This window comes from Streptomyces sp. NPDC001717, assembly GCF_042892775.1.
GTDB lineage: Bacteria > Actinomycetota > Actinomycetes > Streptomycetales > Streptomycetaceae > Streptomyces.
The window spans coordinates 1-20,536 of the sequence record NZ_JBIAUK010000003.1 but is presented as its reverse complement, the minus strand read 5'-3'; the positions used below and the strand labels follow the sequence as shown (position 1 = coordinate 20,536).

The 20,536-nt window shown below is 71.5% G+C and carries 17 protein-coding genes; 10 read left to right on the top strand and 7 right to left on the bottom strand.

Annotated elements, in window-relative coordinates:
• The first annotated feature begins 2 nt into the window (after positions 1 to 2).
• Positions 3 to 845, top strand: a complete 843-nt coding sequence (locus ACFYZL_RS07440; RefSeq protein ID WP_388676984.1) for a hypothetical protein — start codon at positions 3 to 5, stop codon at positions 843 to 845.
• Positions 846 to 940: 95 nt separating this feature from the next.
• Positions 941 to 1,429 carry a glutathione peroxidase gene (locus ACFYZL_RS07435; RefSeq protein ID WP_384747299.1) on the top strand — a complete coding sequence of 163 codons (489 nt, stop codon included), beginning with the start codon at positions 941 to 943 and terminating at the stop codon, positions 1,427 to 1,429.
• A gap of 168 nt (positions 1,430 to 1,597) precedes the next feature.
• On the opposite strand, the gene ACFYZL_RS07430 is transcribed toward ACFYZL_RS07435, so the two are convergent.
• Positions 1,598 to 3,139, bottom strand: coding sequence for an AMP-binding protein (locus tag ACFYZL_RS07430; RefSeq protein ID WP_388676981.1), 1,542 nt, complete (start codon positions 3,137 to 3,139; stop codon positions 1,598 to 1,600).
• Between the two features lie 121 nt (positions 3,140 to 3,260).
• Positions 3,261 to 4,364 (bottom strand): winged helix DNA-binding domain-containing protein, encoded by a 1,104-nt coding sequence (locus tag ACFYZL_RS07425; RefSeq protein ID WP_384747305.1) that lies wholly within the window; start codon positions 4,362 to 4,364, stop codon positions 3,261 to 3,263.
• 143 nt (positions 4,365 to 4,507) lie between these two features.
• On the opposite strand from ACFYZL_RS07425, the gene ACFYZL_RS07420 reads away from it, so the two are divergent.
• From ACFYZL_RS07420 to ACFYZL_RS07385, 8 genes are all read left to right on the top strand, one after another.
• Entirely contained in the window at positions 4,508 to 5,671 is a 1,164-nt protein-coding gene (locus tag ACFYZL_RS07420; protein ID WP_388676978.1) for a magnesium and cobalt transport protein CorA, read from the top strand.
• An 848-nt stretch (positions 5,672 to 6,519) separates the two neighbouring features.
• A complete protein-coding gene (locus ACFYZL_RS07415; RefSeq protein WP_388676975.1) occupies positions 6,520 to 7,779 on the top strand; it encodes an ATP-binding protein in 1,260 nt (419 codons plus the stop codon).
• A 17-nt stretch (positions 7,780 to 7,796) separates the two neighbouring features.
• Entirely contained in the window at positions 7,797 to 8,618 is an 822-nt protein-coding gene (locus ACFYZL_RS07410; RefSeq protein ID WP_384747323.1) for a roadblock/LC7 domain-containing protein, read from the top strand.
• Positions 8,611 to 9,006: a DUF742 domain-containing protein gene (locus tag ACFYZL_RS07405; RefSeq protein ID WP_384747326.1), complete on the top strand. Its 396-nt coding sequence runs from the start codon at positions 8,611 to 8,613 to the stop codon at positions 9,004 to 9,006. Before ACFYZL_RS07410 ends, ACFYZL_RS07405 begins: the two co-directional genes overlap by 8 nt.
• Before the next feature lie 4 nt (positions 9,007 to 9,010).
• Positions 9,011 to 9,571: an ATP/GTP-binding protein gene (locus ACFYZL_RS07400; RefSeq protein ID WP_073908861.1), complete on the top strand. Its 561-nt coding sequence runs from the start codon at positions 9,011 to 9,013 to the stop codon at positions 9,569 to 9,571.
• A 10-nt stretch (positions 9,572 to 9,581) separates the two neighbouring features.
• Positions 9,582 to 10,958, top strand: coding sequence for a cytochrome P450 (locus ACFYZL_RS07395; protein WP_388676970.1), 1,377 nt, complete (start codon positions 9,582 to 9,584; stop codon positions 10,956 to 10,958).
• Between the two features lie 104 nt (positions 10,959 to 11,062).
• Positions 11,063 to 12,310, top strand: coding sequence for a cytochrome P450 (locus ACFYZL_RS07390; protein WP_384747331.1), 1,248 nt, complete (start codon positions 11,063 to 11,065; stop codon positions 12,308 to 12,310).
• The gene (locus ACFYZL_RS07385) at positions 12,307 to 13,092 is read left to right on the top strand and encodes an enoyl-CoA hydratase/isomerase family protein (protein WP_384747334.1); all 786 of its coding nucleotides are present in this window, start codon (positions 12,307 to 12,309) and stop codon (positions 13,090 to 13,092) included. The genes ACFYZL_RS07390 and ACFYZL_RS07385 overlap by 4 nt, the downstream gene beginning before the upstream one ends.
• 145 nt (positions 13,093 to 13,237) lie before the next feature.
• Here ACFYZL_RS07385 and ACFYZL_RS07380 read toward each other — a convergent pair whose 3' ends face one another.
• The 5 genes from ACFYZL_RS07380 to ACFYZL_RS07360 all read right to left on the bottom strand — a co-directional run bounded on the left by ACFYZL_RS07380 (position 13,238) and on the right by ACFYZL_RS07360 (position 20,344).
• A complete protein-coding gene (locus ACFYZL_RS07380; protein WP_384747337.1) occupies positions 13,238 to 14,056 on the bottom strand; it encodes a helix-turn-helix domain-containing protein in 819 nt (272 codons plus the stop codon).
• Between the two features lie 278 nt (positions 14,057 to 14,334).
• Entirely contained in the window at positions 14,335 to 15,579 is a 1,245-nt protein-coding gene (locus ACFYZL_RS07375) for a PucR family transcriptional regulator (protein WP_388676965.1), read from the bottom strand.
• Positions 15,580 to 15,716: 137 nt separating this feature from the next.
• Positions 15,717 to 18,587: an AAA family ATPase gene (locus tag ACFYZL_RS07370; RefSeq protein WP_384747342.1), complete on the bottom strand. Its 2,871-nt coding sequence runs from the start codon at positions 18,585 to 18,587 to the stop codon at positions 15,717 to 15,719.
• 60 nt (positions 18,588 to 18,647) lie between these two features.
• A complete protein-coding gene (locus ACFYZL_RS07365) occupies positions 18,648 to 19,262 on the bottom strand; it encodes an FMN reductase (RefSeq protein WP_384747345.1) in 615 nt (204 codons plus the stop codon).
• Positions 19,259 to 20,344, bottom strand: coding sequence for an LLM class flavin-dependent oxidoreductase (locus ACFYZL_RS07360; RefSeq protein WP_384747347.1), 1,086 nt, complete (start codon positions 20,342 to 20,344; stop codon positions 19,259 to 19,261). The genes ACFYZL_RS07365 and ACFYZL_RS07360 overlap by 4 nt, the downstream gene beginning before the upstream one ends.
• Positions 20,345 to 20,536 lie beyond the last annotated feature (192 nt).

Sequence of the window (20,536 nt, the reverse complement as noted above, 5' to 3'; positions counted from 1 at the left end):
TCATGGCGGAAGCGGTACCGGTGCGCTGTCCGGCGTGCCTGCGCGAGAACGGCTACACCGCACCGGTCTTCCCCTGCGCCTGCGGGAGCCCGGTCCATCCGCCGCTGGACCTGACGGCGCCGCCGCTGCCGCTGACCCACCGCACCTGGTCGGACACCTGGGTGACGGTGCGGTGCGAGGCCTGCGGCAGGGAGAGCGAGTGGCCGTACCCGGAGCTGGGGTGCGGTTCGTGCGGCACGGTGGTGCGGCTGCCGGTGCACCCGGCGGAAGGCACGGACCCGGTCCGGCGGCCGGACGGGCGGGGCGGACGTGCGCGGGACGGGGCGCAGACGCCGCCCTCGGGCGCCGACGCGGGGCGGGGGCCGGCGGCTGCGGACTGGCCGGACGCACCGTATGCACCGGACGCACCGGACGCACCGGACGCACCGCCGCCCGCGGCCGGCGCGGTCCGGGTGCCGCGACCCGCCTTCCGCCCGGTGACCATCCGTACGGCCCGGGACGCGGTGGCCACGGCCGCGCTCTACCTGCGCTGGCTCGGCTTCCAGGACGTACGACAGCCCGACGGGCGCCCGATCCCCTCGGCGGCCGTGGACCTGCGGGCGCCGGGCCTGGTCGCACAGGTCGACCCGACCACCGCTCCGGCCGGGCTGCGGGCGGTGGAGTGCGTATGGCTGAACGGACTCACGGCGTCCGCGACCAGCGTCTACTTCGCGCTCGCCGGCTATACGGAGGCGGCCCGTGCCCGTGCGGACGATCTGGGCATACCGCTGTTCGTCATGGACCTCACGGGCATGCCGCAGCCGGTGAACGACCCGGCGGACGAGCTGGTCGGCGCGGGAGCTTAGCCTTTCCCCTTGATCACCGTGATCGCCTCGATCACCTCGATCGCCTCGATCACCGTGATCCCCTTGAGTCGTTCCTTCCTGCCGAGGAGAACCCGATGAGCCTGTACGACATCCCGCTGACCACCCTGAGCGACGAGCCCACCACCCTGGGGGCCCACCAGGGCAAGGCGATCCTGCTGGTGAACACCGCCTCGCAGTGCGGGCTCACCCCGCAGTACTCGGGGCTGGCCCGTCTGCAGTTCACGTACGAGGCGAAGGGCTTCACCGTCATCGGCGTGCCCTGCAACCAGTTCGGCGAGCAGGAGCCCGGCACCGCCGAGGACATCCAGACGTTCTGCGCGGCGGGCTTCGGCGTCACCTTCCCGATGCTGGAGAAGTCCGAGGTCAACGGCGAGAACCGGCACCCGCTCTTCCAGGAGCTCGTGAAGTTCGCGGACGCGGACGGCGAGGCGGGGGACATCCAGTGGAACTTCGAGAAGTTCCTGATCTCCCCCGCCGGTGAGGTCGTGGCGCGCTTCCGCCCGCGCACCGAGCCCGAGGCTCCCGAGGTCATCGCCGCGATCGAGGCGAACCTGCCGGCCTGACCCGCCTGCCCGTGGCGCATCACCGCAGGCCGACGGGGTCGGTCGCGGTGAGCTCCACCCGCGCGCGGACCGGCCGAGGGCGGCCCCGGGAGCCGACGCAGGGCGCCCGCCTCCCGCCGAGCCCGCCTCCCGCTCCTCAGGCAATCCCGCGGTCGGTCGATCCCGCGGTCAGTTGACCCCCCGATCGAGGTCGGTCCAGTACGGCTCCCGCAGCTTGAACTTCTGGATCTTGCCAGTGGCCGTCCGCGGGATGGCGGCGCGGAACTCGACCGACGTCGGCGCCTTGTAGCCGGCCATCCGCTGCTTGCAGTGCGCGATGATCTCGGCCTCGTCCGCCGTCGCGCCTTCGGCGAGGACCACCAGGGCCTTGATCGTCTCGCCCCACTTCTCGTGCGGCACGCCGATGACGGCGACCTCGGCGACCGCCGGGTGGCTGAAGATCGTGTCCTCCACCTCGATCGACGAGACGTTCTCACCACCCGTGATGATCACGTCCTTCTTGCGGTCCGAGATCGTCAGGTGCCCGTCCGTCTCGTCGACCGTGCCTCCGTCGCCGGTGTGGAACCAGCCTCCCTCCAGGGCTGCCGAGGTCTCCTCGGGCTTGTCCCAGTACCCGTCGAGCACGACGTTCGACCTGGCCAGGACCTCGCCGCCCTCCGAGACCCTCAGCTTGACCCCGAGCGCGGGCAGTCCCGCGCGGGACAGCTTGTGCGCCCGCTCCTCCGCCGGCAGATCCGCGTCGGCCGGCCGGGCGCGGTTGAAGGTGAGCAGCGGGGAGGTCTCGGTCAGGCCGTAGATCTGCGTGAACTCCCAGCCCAGCACCTCGTCCACCCGCTGGATCATCTTGCTCGGCGGCGGGGCCCCCGCGCAGACGATCCGTACGCGGTCACGGCCGGGGATCTCGCCCTCCCAGCCGGCCGCCGCGTCGAGCACCGCGTTCCAGACCGCGGGCGCGCCGCACATGAGCGTCACGCCGTGCTCGTCCACCCGGCGGAGGATCTCGGTGCCGTCGACCTTGCGCAGCACGACCTGCTTCACGCCGAGGCCGGCCATCACGTACGGCATTCCCCAGCCGTTGCAGTGGAACATCGGCAGCGTGTGCATGTACACGTCGCGCTCCCACACGCGGGTGTGCAGCCCGAAGGTCAGGCCGTTGACCCAGATGTTGCGATGGGTGAGCTGTACGCCCTTGGGTCGGGCGGTGGTGCCCGAGGTGTAGTTGATCGTCGCGGTGGCGTCCTCGTCCGGCCTCGACCAGGGACGGGGTTCGACGCCGAAACGCATCAGCTCGTTCTCCGTCTGCGCACCGAGCACGAACCGGTGGCGCGCCTTGACGCCGGCGAGGGCCTCGTCCAGCTCCGGGTCGACCAGCAGGACCGAGGCGCCGCTCTGCCGTACGACGTACTCGATCTCCTCGGGCTTGAGGCGGAAGTTGACCGGCACGCAGATCCGGCCGCTCATCGGCACCGCGAACAGCAGCTCCAGCAGCCGCGACGAGTTGTGGCTGACCACCGCCACCCGCTCGCCCTCCCCGACACCGAGCCGGTCGAAGCCGGCCTGCCAGGCCCGGACCCGGTCGCCCAGCCGCCCGTACGTCGAGACGGGCACGGGCGGGGCGGGCTGGTCGGGCTCGTCGACCACGCCGGGGCTGGAGGAGAACCCCAGTTCGGCCCGGTCGAGGAAGTCCGCGACGGTCATCGGAATCCGCATGGCTCTCTCCTGCGTATCGGAGCAACGACACAAACAAACCACTCGACTGTCATTGATAACGAATGACAGCCGTCCTGGCAGGCATCGTGCCGCGTACGGGGGAACCGCCACCAGGGCCCCGTCAGCCCCGGATTGACGCGAACCGCACGCCGGACCCCATCCCGTCGGTCATCTCCGCGATCAGGGACTCCCCCTCGGCGACGATCTCCGCCCGGCGCTCCCTGGACGGCTTCTCGTCGAACAGCTCCACGGTGAGCAGCCCGCCGTCCAGCTTCCAGAGCCCGGCGAGGAACCCGTCGACGAGCAGCACGCAGTGCGCCTGGTTCCCGGTCCAGGAGCGCCCCTTGCCTTCGGGGGTGATCACTCGGCCGCGGTCGGCGTGCGAGAGCAGCAGGTTGTCGAACTCGGGCAGGAAGCGGGGCGGGGCGGGCGTGTCCGCCGCGGGCCGGGGCGCATCGGGCAGATCGAACAGCTCCACGCCGTTCTCGTCCCGGAAGGCGACCAGACCGGGCCGCAGCCGCTCGAAGGCCGGGCGCAGCCGCGTCAGCCCGGCCCAGGTCTGCATGTCCTTGACGGAGGCGGGCCCGAAGGCGGCGAGGTAGCGCAGCACGACGTCGTCCGCGGGCTGCGGCTCGGCGGCGGGCCGCCCCAGCCAGTTCTCGACCGTGGTGAGCCGAACCTGCCCTGCCCTGCCCCACACCCCCCGCGGCGTGACCTGGACCAGCGGCAGCCTGCAGCGGGCGGCGACGGACAGGGACTGCGGGTCGGCGTCGGGCCACTCCTTGAGCAGCTCCTCCCGGATCTCGGCCATGGTGCGCGGCTCGCTCTCGACGAACGCGCGGGCCAGCCCGGCGAGCCGGTCCAGGTCCACCCCCACGAGCCCCTTCCGGAAGTAGTTGACCTCCCTGTCCCGGGCGGGCTGGACCAGCGGGCGCAGGGTCAGGGCGTCGTCCGCCGTGTGGGTGTGGATGGTGGAACGCATGGTGACCATGCGGACCACCTCTCGGGACTCCATCAGCCCGGCCAGCTCGGCGGGCCGGAATCCGGCGAGGCGGGCGTGGAGCTGGAAGTACGGGGGCTTCACGTTCTGCGCCTGCAGCCCGAGGAGGTGCGCGACGGCGTCGCGCGCGGACATCTCGACGCGGCCGAGCAGCAACTGGCGGGCGAGCGTGGCACGGTTCAGAGCGCGGGTGTCGAGTACGGGAAGTGCTGTCCTGGAGGCCATGACAGCAAGCTAGCCCCCCTTGCGGACACCTACTGTCCGCAACCCGGATCCCCCGCCCGCCCCACCTCTCACGCCTTATGCCCTATATCCTGCCCATTGCCCGCAAACCCAGAAACACACGTCCGACCGGGAGCAGAACTGCGATGTCGGAGCGCCCAGCCCGTCGCCCCTCGCCGTCCGCCGCGAAGCGGACGGGCCGGCGCCGCCCTGCCGCCCCGACCACGCCCCCGCCGGGGTCGCCGACCTCCCCGCAGCCGGACCCGCCCGCACCCGCTCCGCCGAACCACCGCAGCGTGATCGACTCGGCCGTCTACCGCGACGGCCGCCGCGTGGCCTCCCCCACCACCCTGGCCGACACCTTCCGCCGGCTGCGCGAGGAGCCCGGCGGCATGGCCTGGATCGGCCTGCACCGCCCGACCGAGCCCGAACTCCACTCCCTCGCGGCCGAGTTCAACCTCCACGAGCTCGCCGTCGAGGACGCCCTCGAAGCCCACCAGCGCCCGAAGCTGGAGCGGTACGGCGACACCCTCTTCGTCGTCCTGCGCGCGGCCCGCTACCTGGACGCCCAGGAGGAGGTCGACTTCGGCGAACTCCACGTCTTCGTCGGCCCGGACTTCCTGATCACGGTCCGCCACGGCGGCGCCCCGGACCTCTCCACGGTCCGCCACCGCATGGAGGAGACCCCGGAGCTCCTCCGCCTGGGCCCGGAGGCCGCCCTGTACGCGATCCTCGACGCGGTCGTCGACGGCTACGCCCCCGTCGTCGAGGGAGTCCAGACCGACATCGACGAGATCGAGACGGAGGTCTTCCGCGGCGACCCCGCGGTCTCCCGCCGCATCTACGAACTCTCCCGCGAAATGGTCGAGTTCCAGCGAGCCACCCGCCCCCTGGTCGGCATGCTGCACGGCCTGATGGCGGGCTTCGCGAAGTACGGCACGGACGAGGAACTCCAGCGCTACCTCCGCGACGTGGCGGACCACGTCACGCACACCAGCGAACGCGTCGACGGCTTCCGCCAGGCCCTCACGGAAATCCTGACGGTGAACGCCACCCTGGTCTCCCAACAACAGAACGCCGAAATGCGCGCCCTGGCGGAGGCCGGCTTCGAACAGAACGAGGAGATCAAGAAGATCTCGGCCTGGGCCGCAATTCTCTTTGCACCCACGCTCGTTGGCACCATCTACGGCATGAACTTCGATTCCATGCCGGAACTGGGCTGGAGCTTCGGATACCCCTTCGCGGTAGGGTTGATGGGGATGGTTTGCGTAAGTTTGTACCTCATTTTCAAGCATCGAGACTGGCTGTAAGCGAAAGCTCACCCCTTTCGCGCACAACGCGGGCTCCCGATCGGCGGCGTCCGGCGAGCCGGACGGCGCCGGGTCACATCGCGGACGGTGAGGACAGCCGCCATGCCCGGCGGGGCCCGAGGTCCTGTCACGGCGCGCCGAGGGCGTCGCCCGCCTCGTCGCCGACCGTGTCGACCAGTCGGATCCCCGCGTCGGCGCCGACGAGGCTGATTGGCCGGGGAGAATGCGGGGAGAATGCGCATTCCGACCCCAGAGGGATTCGAATGACCGCGCACGTGAACTTCGCCCGTTATGCGAATGTCCGCGCACCACGCGATCGAATTCAGGCCACCTGATCTGATCGAGCCATTCTCGAACCCGCCCGGGCCGATGCGGCCGAGCGCGACTCCTCCCGATTCGACGCAAAGGTCAACACCCGCCCGGAACCGATGAACTGGGTGCCGTGGACGCGCCGCCGCAACCTGCCGACGAGGGCCGCCCGGGGTTCGGTTGACGAACTCTCGGAGCGATGTGAGGAATTGCCGATCCTCTCGTGAAGAACTGCTTGACAGATCAACAAAGAGAGGGGTGCCGATGGCGGATGCGGGGCGGCAAGACCCCATGTCAACCCGCTGCTGTGGCGGCCTGGTTGGGCGGAAGCGGAGCCGCGGCAGGCGTCCGAGGGAGCGAAGATCCGGTGATAGCATCCCGGCATCTGTGATCTTGATCTATTTTCACGCAGATGCTGATTGTGATCGGCGTCACGTTCTCCGCGTATCAGCGGGTGAACCGCGCCGATCAGCTGTGTTGCGGGGCCTCGCGAGGTGTATCTGCAGCCGTCCGCACGCCATGCGCCGGGAAAGGTTTCCATGAATCGAGACGCACTTGTGTGGTGCTTGGTTGCGGTTGCGGCGATAGCCGTCGCCGCGGTCGTGGCACTCGTCGCCCGCAACAGAGCGCTGGAGGCGAAGAAGGAGCACACCGAGGCGGAACTGAGGCATCAGCTGCTCGCGGCGGACAGTCACCTGCACGCGTCGCGCGCCGAGCTGCAGAGGTTCCGCAGCGAGCAGGACGCCACGCTCCGCGAGGCCAAGGAAGCGGCGGAGGAGAACACCAAGTCCGTCCTCAAGGGCGCCGCCAGTCTCCTCCAGAGCCTCGCCGCCGAGCAGACGACGCTGCTGGACGGCATCCAGCGCAAGTACGGTGGACACGCCGTCCTCAGCGACCTGTTGGACGTCAACCACGCCAACGCCCAGATGGCGCGCAAGGCCCAGGGCATCGCCGTCATGTGCGGTGCGCCGCTCGGCCGGCGCAACCGGCCCGCCAGCGTCTACGACGTGGTGCGCAGCGCCCAGGGTCAGATCCGCAACTTCCACCGGGTCGCGATCATGCAGCAGACCGGTCTCGCCCTCAAGGCGTCCGCGGTCGCGCCCGTCGCGCTCGCCGTGGCGGAGCTGCTCGACAACGCCGCCAGCTTCTCGCAGCACGACGCGCCGATCGAGGTGACGTTCCAGCGCGTCCAGAACAACCTGTGCATCGTCATCGACGACGCCGGCGTCAGCATGAACGACGAGGACCGGCAGCGGGCGACCGCACTGCTCTCCGGGGAAATCGCGCCCCGCCTGTCGCAGCTCGGTACGCAGCCCAAGTTCGGTTTTCCGGTGATCGGCCTGATCGCGCGTCAGCACGGCTTCAAGGTGGACGTCACCGGAGTCTCCCGGTACGGCGGCGTCAGGGCCGTCGTCCTCTTGCCCGAGGAGCTGTGGACCATGGAGGAGATACCGCCCGTTCAGGAGGCTCCGGTCAGCAACATCCGGCGCGCCCCCGAGAGCCGGCCCCACAGTGCGCCCGAGAGTCGGCCCCACAGCGCCCCTCAGAGCGCGCCCCACAGTGCCCCGGCGCGTACGATGCACGGCCTTCCCAAGCGCGGCGCGCGCCAGGCGCCCATCGCCAGCGTCCCCGATCCCGACCCTCGTCCCGATACCCGTCCCGACACCACCTGGGCGGCGCCACGGAGCCCGGAAGAGACGGGCCGCGCCTCCGGGCGCAGCCTGGGGGCCTTCCAGCGCGGCACGCTCTCCGGCCGCAACCTTGACGCCACCTCGTTCGAAGGGCCCGAAGACGCATGACCGCAGACCTGTCGTGGATGCTAGAGGACATCGTGCACAACGTGCCCCGCGCACGTCACGCCGTCCTGCTGTCCGCGGACGGCCTCCCTCGCGGTGCGACGGAAGGCCTGGCCGAGAACGATGTGCGCACCATCTCCGCCGCCATGGCCGGAATGCAGTCGCTCAGCCGGGCGACGGCCCACTTCGCCGGACCGGAGAAGGACCGGCAGTGGAACCAGACCATCATCGAGTTCTCGCACGGCTGGAACTTCCTGATCGGGGCGGGGCAGGGCTCGTACCTCGCCGCCGCGGCCGCGCCCGACGTGGACATGCAGCAGATCTCCTTCCGCATGCACCGGCTCGTGGCCCGGCTGGGCAACAACCTCACGTCGCCGCCGCGCGTGGGCCACGAGGACGCCGGAGGCGCGCGGGGGAACGAGCCCCGGCAGCAGAACCCCGGGGACGCGAAGTTCGTCCTCGGCGAGCTCGACCGGGTGGTGTCCGAGGTCAAGGGTGCCCGGCACGCGGTGCTGCTGGGATCGGACGGCCTTCCCCGCGGGGCGACCAGCGGGATGAGCCGCGACCTGGCGGACACGATCTCCGCGGCCATGACGGGCATCCACGCCTACAGCCGGGTCACCTCCCAGTTCGCGGGGGTCGCCGAGGACACGGAATGGCGTCAGACGGTCATCGAGTTCGAGCACGGCTGGATCTTCCTCCTGGCCGCCGGCCCCGACGCCTTCCTGGCCGCCGCCGCCGAACAGGCGTGTGACATCGAGGAGTTCACCACCCGGCTGCACTCGGTGGTTCCCAGACTGACCGCGGCGGCGACACCGGCGAAGGGAACAGGACATGCCTGACGTGCCCGGACAGGACGAAGAGCTGGAACTGACGTCTCCGTTAGTCCCCCTGTTCGTGATCACGAACGGGCGGGCGCTGCCCCCGGACCACCAGTACGAGCACACGACGCTCGTGACGGCGACGGGGGCGGAGAACGGACCGATCGCGGCGCGCACGCTGTCCCCGGAAGCGGGGCAGGTCATGGACCTGGTCGCGGACGGATTCCTGTCCGTGGCCGAGGTGGCGGGGCACACGCACCTGCCCCTGGGCATCGTCCGCATCCTGCTGGCGCAGCTGGAGGACGACGGCCTCATCCTCACGAGGACACCGATACCGCGCGCCGAACGTGTCGACAGAGAACTGGTCAGCGCCGTGCTCGAAGGCCTGAAGAATCGATTCGGAGCGTAAACGCGTGTACCTGGATCCAGATGTCTCCCACGCGGTGAAGATCCTCATTGTGGGGCACTTCGGGGTCGGCAAGACCACCTGCATCGGCAGCCTCTCCGAGATCGAGCCCCTGCGGACCGAGGAAGAGATCACCGAGGCCAGCGTGGGCTTCGATGACCTGTCGGGCACGCCCGACAAGACGACCACCACCGTCGCCATGGACTTCGGCCGGCTGACCCTCAGCGACACCCTGGTGCTCTACCTCTTCGGTACGCCCGGCCAGGAGCGCTTCAAGGAGATGTGGGAGGAGCTCTCCCGGGGCGCGCTGGGCGCGCTCGTCCTGGTCGACCCGGAGCGGCTGCACGAGTCCTTCCCCGTCCTGGACCTCGTCGAGCGCTTCGGCCTGACGTACGCCATCGCCGTGAACCACTTCGAGGGCACCACGCACTACCCGCTCGACGAGGTGCGCGAAGCACTGAACCTCACCGCCGAAACCCCTGTCGTGGAGTGCGACGTACGGGACGAGAACTCCTCGGCGCAGGCCCTCATCACCCTCGTGAAACACCTCATGTCCCAACTCGGCTAGGAGCGCAGGAATGCAACAGCCACTTGACCCCATGGAGATACCTCCCGGCTGCCCCGCGCACGGGAACGTCCAGCTGTACGGTCCCTCGTTCGGAGCCGACCCCGACAGCCACTACGCGCAGCTGCGCCACTTCGGACCCAGTGCGCCCGTGGACATCGCCCCCGACGTCCAGGCCGAGCTCGTCACCAGCTACGACGCCGCCCTGTACGTCCTGCAGAACCCCGCCTCCTTCGTGCGCGACTCCCGCCGCTGGAACGCCCTGGGCGAAGGGCGCGTCCCGGCCGACAGCCCGGCGCTTCCCATGCTGGGCTACCGCCCCAACGCCCTCTTCAGCGACGGTGCGGCACACGCCCGGCTGCGCGGGGCGGTGACCGACGCTCTCGCGACCGTCAACGAGCACCAGCTCATCCGGCAGACGCAGCAGTCCGCCAACTACCTGATCAGCCAGTTCAGTACCGACATCCGCGGCCAGGCGGAGCTGATGGCCGAGTACGCCCAGCCGCTGCCCCTGCTGGTCTTCAGCGAACTGTTCGGCTGCCCGCCCGAGATCGGCGACCGCGTGATCGCCGGGATCAGCGGCATCTTCGAGGGGACGCCCGGCGCCGACGAGGTGCTCGGCGGGGCGCTCACCGAGCTGATCGCCCTCAAGCGGCGCCGTCCGAAGGACGACCTGACGACGCGTCTGATGGAGCACCCGGCGCAGCTGAGCGACGAGGAGGTGCTGCACCAGCTGGTGACCCTGCTCTCCGGCGGCACCGCGCCGCTGGCCGCGGCCATCGGCACCAGCAGCGCCCTGTACCTCGGAGAGGACTGGCAGGTCGGCCTCCCGGTCGAGGACGCGGTCTCCCAGACCCTGTGGAACTACGCGCCGATCGCCAACTACGCGGCCCACTACCCGACGCACGACATCGAGCTCGGCAACAGGGTGGTACGCGCCAACGACCCGGTCCTCATCTCGTTCGCCGCGGCCAACACGGACCCGAAGCTGACCGAGCACCGCGAACAGCTCAGCGCCAAGGCGCACCTGGCCTTCGGAGCGGGCCCGCACGCCTGTCCCGCCAAGGACCCGGCTTTCATGATCACCGTGACCGCCGTGGAGACGCTGCTCAACCAGCTGCTCGACGTGGAGATGCGCGTCCCGTTCAAGACGCTGACCTGGGCGCCGAGCCCGTGGAGCCGCACGCTGGTCACGCTCCCGATCCGCTTCACCCCGAGGGTCGCCCCCCAGGCGTCCAAGCCGGCCGGAGCGAACCCGGGCCCGACCTCGCAGCAGCAGGCGGCGGTCTCCTCGCCCACCGCCGGCCCCTCGCGCACGAACACCGGAGCCGCGCCGCAGCCCAAGGGCGGCCTGTTCAGCCGCTTCCTGGCCTGGACCAGGGGCGAGTGAGCCGAATGTGATTCTAGTAACCTCCTGATTACTCAGTGGTAGTGGATGCGCTAACGATCATGTGGGTAGGCATGGCGGCTGGTCCTCAGAAAGGAGCCGCCATCATGGGGGTTGCCACAACTCCGTCATACGACCGCCGGGCGTCCGCCTCCCTCTTCTCCCGTCTGCGGACGGCAAGAGGGCAGGCCGACCCCTTCCCGATATACGCCGAGCTCCTCTCGCGGGGTGAGGTGGTCCTCGCCCCCTGGGGCGGCTTCGCCGTGACGGGCTTCGCCGCCTGCGACCAGGTGCTGCGCAGCCGTCAATGGCTGGAGCCCGACAGGGAGTGGCGGGAGCGCCAGGGGCCCGGGACGCGCTGGAACGCGCCCTCCTCGCGCGAGATGAGCCACACCCTCGCCGCGCTCAACGCCCCGGACCACACCAGGGTGCGCCGGGCGGCGGGCACCTTCGACCGGTCCACCGTGGAGCGCATCGGCCACACCGTGGAACGGACCGCGGATCGGCTCCTCGACGCCTTCACCGAGCGAATACGCACCGGCGAGGCGGACTTCTCGGAGCTCGTCTGCGAGGAGCTGCCCGTCGCCACCATAGGTGAATGGCTCGGACTGCCGCGGGCCGACTGGCCCATGCTGCGCGAGTTGACGCACGATCAGGTCTTCACCCAGGAGCTGCTGCCGTCGGCCAGCCAGCTGGCCCTGTCGGACGCGGCCACCGCCGAACTCCGCACCTATTTCACGGAGCTGGTGCGCGACCGGCGCTCCCACCCCGGGAACGACCCCATCACCGGGTGGATCCGGGCGTGGGACGCGATCGAGCCCGACCGGGACAAGGCCGACGAGGCGGTCTACTTCCTGGTCCTGTTCGTCGTGCTGGCCGCCCTGGAGACCACCGCGACCCTCCTCTCGACGATGACGCTGCGGCTCGTCGAGAGCCCGGAGCGCTGGGACATGGTCGCCGACGACCCGGATCTCGTACCCGGGTTCGTGGAAGAAACGCTTCGCTACGACCCGCCCACCCACGTGATCAGCCGGGTCGCCTCGCAGGACACCGTGCTGGGAGGCTTCGAGATCCGCCGCGACGAGATGGTCCACCTCATGGTCGCGGCGGCGCACCGGGACCCCGCCAGGCACGGCGACCCGGACCGGTTCGACCCCGCACGCGTGCCCGGCCACCTCGCCTTCAGCGGCGGCATCCACTACTGCCTCGGCGCGCCGCTGGCCCGCCTCGAAGCCCAGACCCTGCTCCGCCGGATGATCCGGCGCCTTCCCCGCCTCACCCTCGTACGCCCCCCGTCGATGGCGCCCCGTGTGGCGTTCCGGCGCCTCCTGAACCTGGACGTGGCAGTCGCATGACCGAATGCACCCCCTCCCCCGTACGCACCCGGACCGCGCCCAAGGCGATCCGTGCCGAGCAGGACGGTCCCGTCCTGCACGTCAGCCTCAACCCCTGGGGGCAGGACGACACGCTGGACACCACGGTCCTCGACGACTTGATCACCCTGCTCGACGACCTCCACGAGAGACCCGACGTCCGGATCCTGACGCTGTCGTCGCTGGGTACGGACTTCTGCCTGGGTGCCGATCGGGGCGAGTACCAGGAGGCATTGGCCGCCGATCCGTCCGGAGTGGGCCTGCGCCGCATCGCCGACAAGGCGCACCGCCTGTGCCAGGCCCTGGAGAACACCAACGCGGTCACCATCGCCCGGCTGCACGGGCGCGTCATCGGCGCGGGTCTCGCCCTCGCCTCCTTCTGCGATCTGCGCGCCGGTGCCGACACCAGCCGCTTTCGCATGCCCGAGGTCGGCATAGGGCTGCCGCCGGCGTGGGGCGGGGCGATGGGACGCCTGGTCTCCGAGGTCGGCGCCTCCAGGATTCGCGAGCTCATGCTCACCTGCGACGTCTTCGACGCCGACACGGCCCACCGCATCGGTCTGCTGCACCGGACCGCCCCGCTCGACCAGCTGGACAAGGTGATCGACTCCTGGACCAGGCCCCTCGTCCGACGCTCGCCCGAAGCACTCGTCCTGACCAAGCGGATGCTGGCCGGCTACGCACGGGCGGACAGGACGGCGGACGTCTCCCTGCTCGACTCCCATCTCCTGGCGGCCGCTCTCCACCAGCACACAGGGGGCTGACCCCTCCCGGGCGGATGCGGGCGCCCGGCCCGCCACGGGCCACCGGCCCCTCGGCGCCCGCCACGGCGGCAGGAGGTCGGTGCGACGGTCGCCCACGGTAGGGGCGTGCGAGTGGAACCACGCGTACGTGTGCGCATCCGCGCTGTCACGACGGCGCACAGGAGGCTCGGCGCCTCGGCTCGTCCTGGGCACCGGCCGTCGTCGGCGTGAAGGCCGAGGTCGCCAGCGCCTGCCATTCGCTGGGGCTCATGCCGTAGGCCCCGCGGAACGTGCGGCTGAAGTGCGAGGGGCTGCTGAAGCCCCACCGGTGGGCCACCGCGGCCATGGTGATCCTCCGGTTGGAGCGGCCCAGTTCGAGCCGGCAGAACTCCAGCCTGCGCCGGCGCACCCATTGGCTCACCGTGCTGCGGTCGTTCTGGAAGAGCTTCTGCAGGTACCGGACGGAGATGTGGTGGGCGCGTGCGATCGACTCCGGTGAGAGGTCCGGGTCCATCAGGTGTTCTTCGATGTAGGCGTGGATACGGGACAGCATCCCGTTGACCCCGGACGCGTCGTCGGCCGCGTCCGTCGTGTCCGCTTCGAGGAGCTCCATGACCAGGACGGAGAGGAGACGTACGGCCGTCCGGGCACGCCGGTCCCCGATCGCGGACCGGCGGAGCTCCGCCTTGGTGGCGAGCCCGGTCAGGAACTCGGACGCCAGCGCCCCGATCCCCTCCCCGCCGCGTACGGGTACGCCGAGCACCCGGTTCAGTTCCGACTCCGTGACGCCCAGATAGCAGCGGGGCACCCAGAAGAAGATCATCCGGCAGTCTTCGCCGAACTGCAGGAGGTGCCGTCGGGCCGGGTCGCAGAAGACCAGGTCGTTCGGCTCCAACAAGGTCTTGGCGCGCTCGTGGACGACGGTGACGGGCCCACGGACGTGGACGCCGAGATAGACGTGGTTGCGGTCGTTCGTGTCCGGCATCTCGGAAAGCACCTGGACCAGCCAACCCGAGCGGGAGGAGGGCCCACGTGACATCAGTGTGAGCGGCATGGGGATTCCTGGCCGTAGGTTCGTGCGGGTGGAGGGCGGAGGGCGGAGGGCGGAGGGGCGTCCACGCCCCGTTGGCCGGCGCCTCGGCCGGGCGGTGGATCGCCCCCGCCCGTCCCGAACATCTTCGAATGGGGCCCGTCGCCCGCACCACCGCGAGCTGTAGGAATCGGGCCGTGGATCCTCCTCGCTTTGTCGAAGCGAGGAGGAGGTCAGGCGGCTGCGCCGGCGCCCGGGGCGAGGAGTTCCCCGACCCTGAGGCCGAGGTGCAGGGTGAGCCGGTTGGCGCCGTCGTCGAGGTCGAGCCCGGTGATCTCCTGGATCCGGCGCAGGCGGTAGTAGAGCGAGGTGCGGTGGATTCCCAGCGTGTCCGCGGTCCTGGGAATCGATCCCGCGTGTTCGAGGTAGCAGCGCAGGGTGTCCCGCAGGCGGTCGCCGCCGTGCCCCTCGGTCAGGGTGCGGAGCGACTTCGGGACCAGGGACGTGTTCAGGACGTGCTCGGGGAGTTGGAGCAGCACGGTGAGTTCCCCGAGGAGTTCCCAGTCACCGGCGCTCTTCAGGGTGGGCAGTCGGCGTGCCGCGCGCGCCGCCACGAGCGCCTGCTCGTACGACGTCCACGCGCCGTCCAGGTCGGGGTGGCGGCCGCCGACGCCGACCACGGGATCCGCCGACGGGCCCAGGAAGGTGCGGAGTTCGTCGAGGATGCGGGCGGACTGGGCGGCGACCTCGTCCGGGCCGGGTGGGCGGTCGCGGAGCTGGAGCAGGGTCGCCCGCTCCCTGCCGATCGCGATGAGGCCCTGGGCCGAACGCGTCTGCCGGAACCCCTCCAGGGATCCCCACAGGGCCGCCTCGGACTGTCGCGGCTCGGCCGCGCAGCTCAGCCGGACGACGGTGACCAGGACGTGCTCGGCCGCTCCGAGCAGTCCGAGTTCCCTGCCCCGGCGACGTGCGGCGGTGCGGGCGGCGACGTCGGTGCCCACGAGTTCGAGGACGAGGTCGCGCTCGTCGGCCTTGCGGGTGTCGGCGGCGATGTGCTCTCCGTACATCTGGGCGGCCATGGCGTCCGCGGCATGGGCGATGGCACGTGTCTCGTGCTCCGCGAGCGTCTTCTCGGGCACGACCACCACGAGCAGTCCGAGGAGGTGCCCGCGCTCGCGCAGGGGCACGACGTAACGGGGCAGCAGTCCGAGATCGTCACGGCCGTCGATGAATCCGGCCCGGGACCACCGGGTCACGCCCTGGGCGAGGACGTGGCGGATGGCCGCGTTGTCGGCGCGGCCCTGCAACAGGGTGCCGATGCGGACCGGGTCCTCGTCGCCGAAGTGGCGGCTCGTGCAGATCATGCGGACCAGCGGGTCGTCGACGGCGACGGACCGGCCGAGCCGCTCCGCGAGCTCGTCGACGAGTGCCTGGAGCTCGGGGCTGCCGGGGCGGGCTCGCTGGAGCCTTGCGGTCATGCGTCGTTCCTCTCTCGATCAACCGTTCCCCGCGGACTTCTTCGTTCCGCGGTTCTTGATCAGTCTGAGGAAACGACCACGTCGGCACATCACATGAATCGTCCATTGCCACGACGCCCGCGTGGGATACGAAGCGACTACTCTCCGCTGTCGCGGCGCTTGACCAGCCGGGGCAGCTCGGCGCGCGAGGTGACGTCCAGCTTGGCGAAGGCCCGGCGCAGGTGCGAGCTCACCGTGTGCGGTGAGAGGGAGAGGTGCTCGGCCGCCTGCTGGTTGGTCAGCCCTCGGGCCACGAGCCGTACCACCCGCAGCTCCGCGGCCGTCAACTCGGGCCACGCATCGGACAGTCCGGGCGTCGAGGGCCTGCGGCGGACGCCGACGGCCCGCAGGCGCCGACGGACGCGGGCGACGTCCCGTTCGGCGCCGGCTCGCGCGTAGAGCGCGAGGGCCCTCTCGAAGTACGGGACCGCCTCGGGCCCACGGGTGGCCGCGAGCTTGCGTCCGGTGTCCTCCAGCGCCGACGCCCGGGCCAACACGCGAGGGCAGTCCTCGTACAGCCGGACGGCGCGTACGAGGGAGGCGAGGTCGTTGTCGAGGAGCCCCCGGGCGTGCGCGGCGGTGGCGGCGAGGAACGTGAGCCCGGGGTTGAGGACGGCTCGCTCCTCCGCCAGAACGACCGCCTGCACGGCCGGTTCGTGCCTGCCCGCGCGCAGCGCGAGACGGACGAGCACCGGGGCGTCGGCGGGGTCGATCAGGCCGGCGTAGGCGGGCCGGGACGCGGCGGGTGACGTCATCACCTCGTCGAGTTCGGCCATGGCACGGTCGGGCCGGCCTTCGAAGTCGGCCATCAGCGCGAGCATCCAGGTGCCGAAGTGCCGCACGACGGGTGCGCCGTCGCTGCGCATGCGTCTCGCCTCCGCCGCGTACGCCCGTGCGGTCCGCCGGTCGCCGGTGTGGAGGGCGACGCGCAGCATCACGTACCGGAGCGTGACGTCGGCGAGGTTGCCCGGGCCTGGATCGTCGGTCCCCGGGGACGCGGCCTCGGCGTCGGCCCGGGCGTCCGCCAGCCGTCCGGTTTCCAGGTGGATGCGGGAGCGGGTCATGAGCCACATGCGGGTGGCGGCCGTCCTGCCCTGGTCCCCGGTGATCCGGATGCCCTCCTCCGCGACGGCGAGCGCCTCCGCGGTGCGTCCGGTGGTGTTCGACAGGAGGGCGTACCACAGGGCCTCCGGAACCCACAGCGAGGTGCTGACCCCGAGGGCGTCGGCCAGCGCGGCGGACCGCTCGGCCTGCCGGAACGCCTCGGTCAGGTCCATGCGGTGGAAGCTGACCGCGGAGCGGACCGTCGTCAGCGTGGCCTCGGCGGCGCGGTCCCCCGCCGCCGCCGCGGTCTCCCACGCCTGCTCGGCGACCTGCTCCGCCGCCGCGTGCTCGCCCGACATCGACAGGCCGACGGCGAGCATGGCGAGCAGCCGCCCCCTCACGGTCGCGGACGTCCCGGGCAGTTCCGCGCCGGCGCGGGCCTGCCGGACGGCCTCGGAGAAGTCGAACGGCACGGCGAGGCGTGCCAGGGCAAGGCGTAGGAGCGCCTCGTCCTCGGGTCCGAGACCGCCGGCCGCCAGGGCGGAGGCTCCCAGCTCACGCGCCTGGGCGGCCCGGCCCGTCTGCCAGAGCAGCGGGATCGTCTCGGCGATGATCCGGGGCCGCTCCGGAGCGGCCGCGGTGGTGAGCTCCAGGGCCTTGAGGCTGCGGTCCGCGGCGGGTCCGGGAGCGGTGGCCGCGAGTTCCGCCGCTTCGGTGCGCAGCCGGTCGGCCTCCGCCGCGTCTCCCGGCCCCACGGTTCCGTCCCATCCCTCCGGTCCTTCCGCCGGCCCGGGACGGTCGACGGGGCCGGCCGTGCCTCCCGGCGGCGGTCCGGCGGTCTGCCGGCGAAGGGCCTGGCGCAGGGGCAGGGGCAGACCGGCTTCGACCGACTCGCGGATCAGGTCCTGGCGGAAGGCGAGGCGGTCGCCGCTTTCGGCGAGCAGATCGGCGTCGAGGGATTCCTGGACCGCCGTGATGAGCGCCGCGGAGGACCTGCCGAGCAGTTCGGCGAGTTCTGCGACGGTGACGGGGCCGCCCGTGGCGGCCGCCGTCCGCACCAACTCCCGGGCCTCGTCCGACAGCTGGTCGAGGCGGCGGACGACGGAGGGCAGCACCCGTGGGGCCGGGGGTCCGTCGGACAGCCCGGCCGTGCCGTTCGCGATCGTCACCGACTGGTCCTCCCGCAGCGAGCCGATCAGCTCGATCAGCAGCTGTGGCACCCCCTCGGCGCGGCGTGCGACGCGCAGGACGTCCGGGCCGGGAGCGGCGCCCAGGACGTCCTCGCTGATCTGCGTGGTCGCCCGGTCCCCCAGCGCTCCCAGCGCCAGCTCGTGTGCGCCCGCCTGCCGGATCCTGTCCAGAGTGGTGCGCACCACCGAGGGCACGCTGCCGCCGCGCACGGCGACCAGCCAGAGGATGGCGTGCGACGAGAGTCCGGCCGCGAGGGTGTGGAAGGTGAGGAGGGTCAGGTCGTCGCACCACTGGAGGTCGTCGAGGACGACGAGCAGGGGGCCCTTTCGCGCGGTCTCCCGCAAGCGGTCGCCCAGTTCCTGGAGCAGCCAGAACCGCTGGCCGGGTGTCGTGGCGAGGTCCCGGAGACGGACGGCGCCGGACCGCGGCTGCCCCGTGCCGGCGAGCACGCCGTCGAGGAGCGGGCCGAGCGGCACGAACTGTCCGTCCGGGTCCGCCGCTCCCTCGAACACCCTCGTCCCGCGCCGCCTCGCGGCTGCCGCGGCCTCCGCGAGGATCCTGGACCTGCCGATGCCGGCGGGGCCCCCGACGCGGACGATCCCGCCTTCGCCCCGGTCGAGCGCGTCGAGCCGCGCCTCGATGAAGGCCAGTTCGGCGTCCCTGCCGCGCAGCGGCGTCCGTACACCGTCGGCGTCTTCGGGCACGGTCCTCGTCGTCACTCGGTTCACGCTCATACGGCGGAACAGTATGAACCACGTGCACCACCCCGCCGTCGCCCGGCCCACGGGCCCGCCTCAGTCGAAGCGCAGGTCGGCGAGTTGCCGTTCGAGGACCGTGACGTCGTCCTCGGGCTCTTCGCCGACCGGGCGCGCCGCCATGAGCGCGGCGAGCTCGGCGCCCGCCCGGCGGACGCGGCCGGGCAGGCCGCCGGTGTACTCGTCTCCCCCCGAGCCCCAGTCCTCGGAGGCCGCGAACACGGCGGTGGGGACGACGACGGCGCGGAGGTAGGCGAAGAGCGGGCGCACGGCGTGCTCGAGGGCCAGGGAGTGGCGGGCGGTACCGCCCGTCGCCGCGATCAGGGTCGGCTTCCCGGAGAGGGCGTCCGGATCGATCACGTCGAAGAAGGACTTGAAGAGACCGCTGTAGGAGGCCGCGAACACGGGAGTCACGACGATCAGGCCGTCGGCCGCCGTCACCGCGTCGATCGCGGCGCTCAGTCGCGGCGGTGGAAATCCGGTCACGAGGTGGTGGGCGATGTCGCCGGCCAGTTCGCGCAGCTCCACGACCTCGGTCGACGGTGCCCGCCCCCGGGCGGCGAGTTCGTCGCGGACCGATTCGGCCAGCCGGTCCGCGAGCAGGCGGGTGGAGGAGGGGGTGCTCAGGCCCGCGGAGACGACGATCAGCTTCATGCGGCGGACACCTCCCGGACGGCTCGGAGGGACGGGTGCGTGGGGGCCTGCGGCACGTCGGCCGGACGGCCCTTGGCGAATTCCCTGCGCAGGACGGGCACGACCTCTTCACCGAGGAGGTCGAGCTGCTCCAGTACGGTCTTCAGGGGCAGGCCCGCGTGGTCCATCAGGAACAGCTGGCGCTGGTAGTCGCCGACGGTCTCCCGGAACGACAGGGTCCGGTCGATGACCTGCTGGGGGGAACCCACGGTCAGCGGGGTCTGCTCGGTGAAGTCCTCGAGCGACGGGCCGTGGCCGTAGACCGGCGCGTTGTCGAAGTAGGGCCGGAACTCCCGCACGGCGTCCTGGGAGTTCTTGCGCATGAAGACCTGTCCGCCCAGGCCGACGATGGCGTCCTGCGGCCGGCCGTGGCCGTGGTGCGCGAACCGGCGCCGGTAGAGCTGCACCATGCGCCGGGTGTGGTCGGCCGGCCAGAAGATGTTGTTGTGGAAGAAGCCGTCGCCGTAGAAGGCGGCCTGCTCCGCGATCTCGGGGGACCTGATGGACCCGTGCCAGACGAAGGGCGGGACGCCGTCCAGGGGCCGCGGTGTCGAGGTGAAGGCCTGGAGCGGCGTACGGAACGTGCCCTCCCAGTCCACGACGTCCTCGCGCCACAGCCGGCGCAGCAGCGCGTGGTTCTCCTTGGCGAGGTTGATGCCCTGGCGGATGTCCTGTCCGAACCACGGGTAGACCGGGCCGGTGTTGCCGCGGCCCAGCATGAGGTCGACCCGGCCGTCGGCCAGGTGCTGGAGCATCGCGTAGTCCTCGGCGATCTTCACCGGGTCGTTCGTGGTGATCAGCGTCGTGGACGTGGACAGGATCAGTTTCTCGGTGCGGGCGGCGATGTAGCCGAGCATGGTCGTCGGCGACGAGGGGACGAACGGCGGGTTGTGGTGCTCGCCGGTCGCGAAGACGTCCAGGCCGACCTCCTCGGCCTTGAGCGCGATGGCGACCATCGCCTTGATGCGCTCGCGTTCGGTCGGAGTGCGACCGTTGGTGGGGTCGGGGGTCACGTCCCCGACGGTGAAGATGCCGAACTGCATGGGGTGTCTGCTCTCCTGGGCTCGTCCGGTTCCCGCGCCGGGGAACCGGGGGGGGGGGGGGGGGGGGGGGGGGGGGGGGGGGGGGGCCGGCGGGCGGGGGGGGGGGCCCCCGGGCGCGGGGGGGGGGGGGGGGGGGCGCCCCGGGGGGGGGGGGGGGGGGGGCCGCCCCCCCCCCCCCCCCCCCCTTCCGGC

Coding starts and splice junctions, on each gene's coding strand:
- ACFYZL_RS07390 (WP_384747331.1), top strand. CDS start 11,063: ATGGGGGTTGCCACAACTCCGTCATACGACCGCCGGGCGTCCGCCTCC.
- ACFYZL_RS07380 (WP_384747337.1), bottom strand. CDS start 14,056: ATGCCGGACACGAACGACCGCAACCACGTCTATCTCGGCGTCCACGTC.
- ACFYZL_RS07420 (WP_388676978.1), top strand. CDS start 4,508: ATGTCGGAGCGCCCAGCCCGTCGCCCCTCGCCGTCCGCCGCGAAGCGG.
- ACFYZL_RS07365 (WP_384747345.1), bottom strand. CDS start 19,262: ATGAAGCTGATCGTCGTCTCCGCGGGCCTGAGCACCCCCTCCTCCACC.
- ACFYZL_RS07360 (WP_384747347.1), bottom strand. CDS start 20,344: ATGCAGTTCGGCATCTTCACCGTCGGGGACGTGACCCCCGACCCCACC.
- ACFYZL_RS07430 (WP_388676981.1), bottom strand. CDS start 3,139: ATGCGGATTCCGATGACCGTCGCGGACTTCCTCGACCGGGCCGAACTG.
- ACFYZL_RS07435 (WP_384747299.1), top strand. CDS start 941: ATGAGCCTGTACGACATCCCGCTGACCACCCTGAGCGACGAGCCCACC.
- ACFYZL_RS07405 (WP_384747326.1), top strand. CDS start 8,611: ATGCCTGACGTGCCCGGACAGGACGAAGAGCTGGAACTGACGTCTCCG.
- ACFYZL_RS07395 (WP_388676970.1), top strand. CDS start 9,582: ATGCAACAGCCACTTGACCCCATGGAGATACCTCCCGGCTGCCCCGCG.
- ACFYZL_RS07370 (WP_384747342.1), bottom strand. CDS start 18,587: ATGAGCGTGAACCGAGTGACGACGAGGACCGTGCCCGAAGACGCCGAC.
- ACFYZL_RS07410 (WP_384747323.1), top strand. CDS start 7,797: ATGCTAGAGGACATCGTGCACAACGTGCCCCGCGCACGTCACGCCGTC.
- ACFYZL_RS07375 (WP_388676965.1), bottom strand. CDS start 15,579: ATGACCGCAAGGCTCCAGCGAGCCCGCCCCGGCAGCCCCGAGCTCCAG.
- ACFYZL_RS07440 (WP_388676984.1), top strand. CDS start 3: ATGGCGGAAGCGGTACCGGTGCGCTGTCCGGCGTGCCTGCGCGAGAAC.
- ACFYZL_RS07415 (WP_388676975.1), top strand. CDS start 6,520: ATGAATCGAGACGCACTTGTGTGGTGCTTGGTTGCGGTTGCGGCGATA.
- ACFYZL_RS07385 (WP_384747334.1), top strand. CDS start 12,307: ATGACCGAATGCACCCCCTCCCCCGTACGCACCCGGACCGCGCCCAAG.
- ACFYZL_RS07425 (WP_384747305.1), bottom strand. CDS start 4,364: ATGGCCTCCAGGACAGCACTTCCCGTACTCGACACCCGCGCTCTGAAC.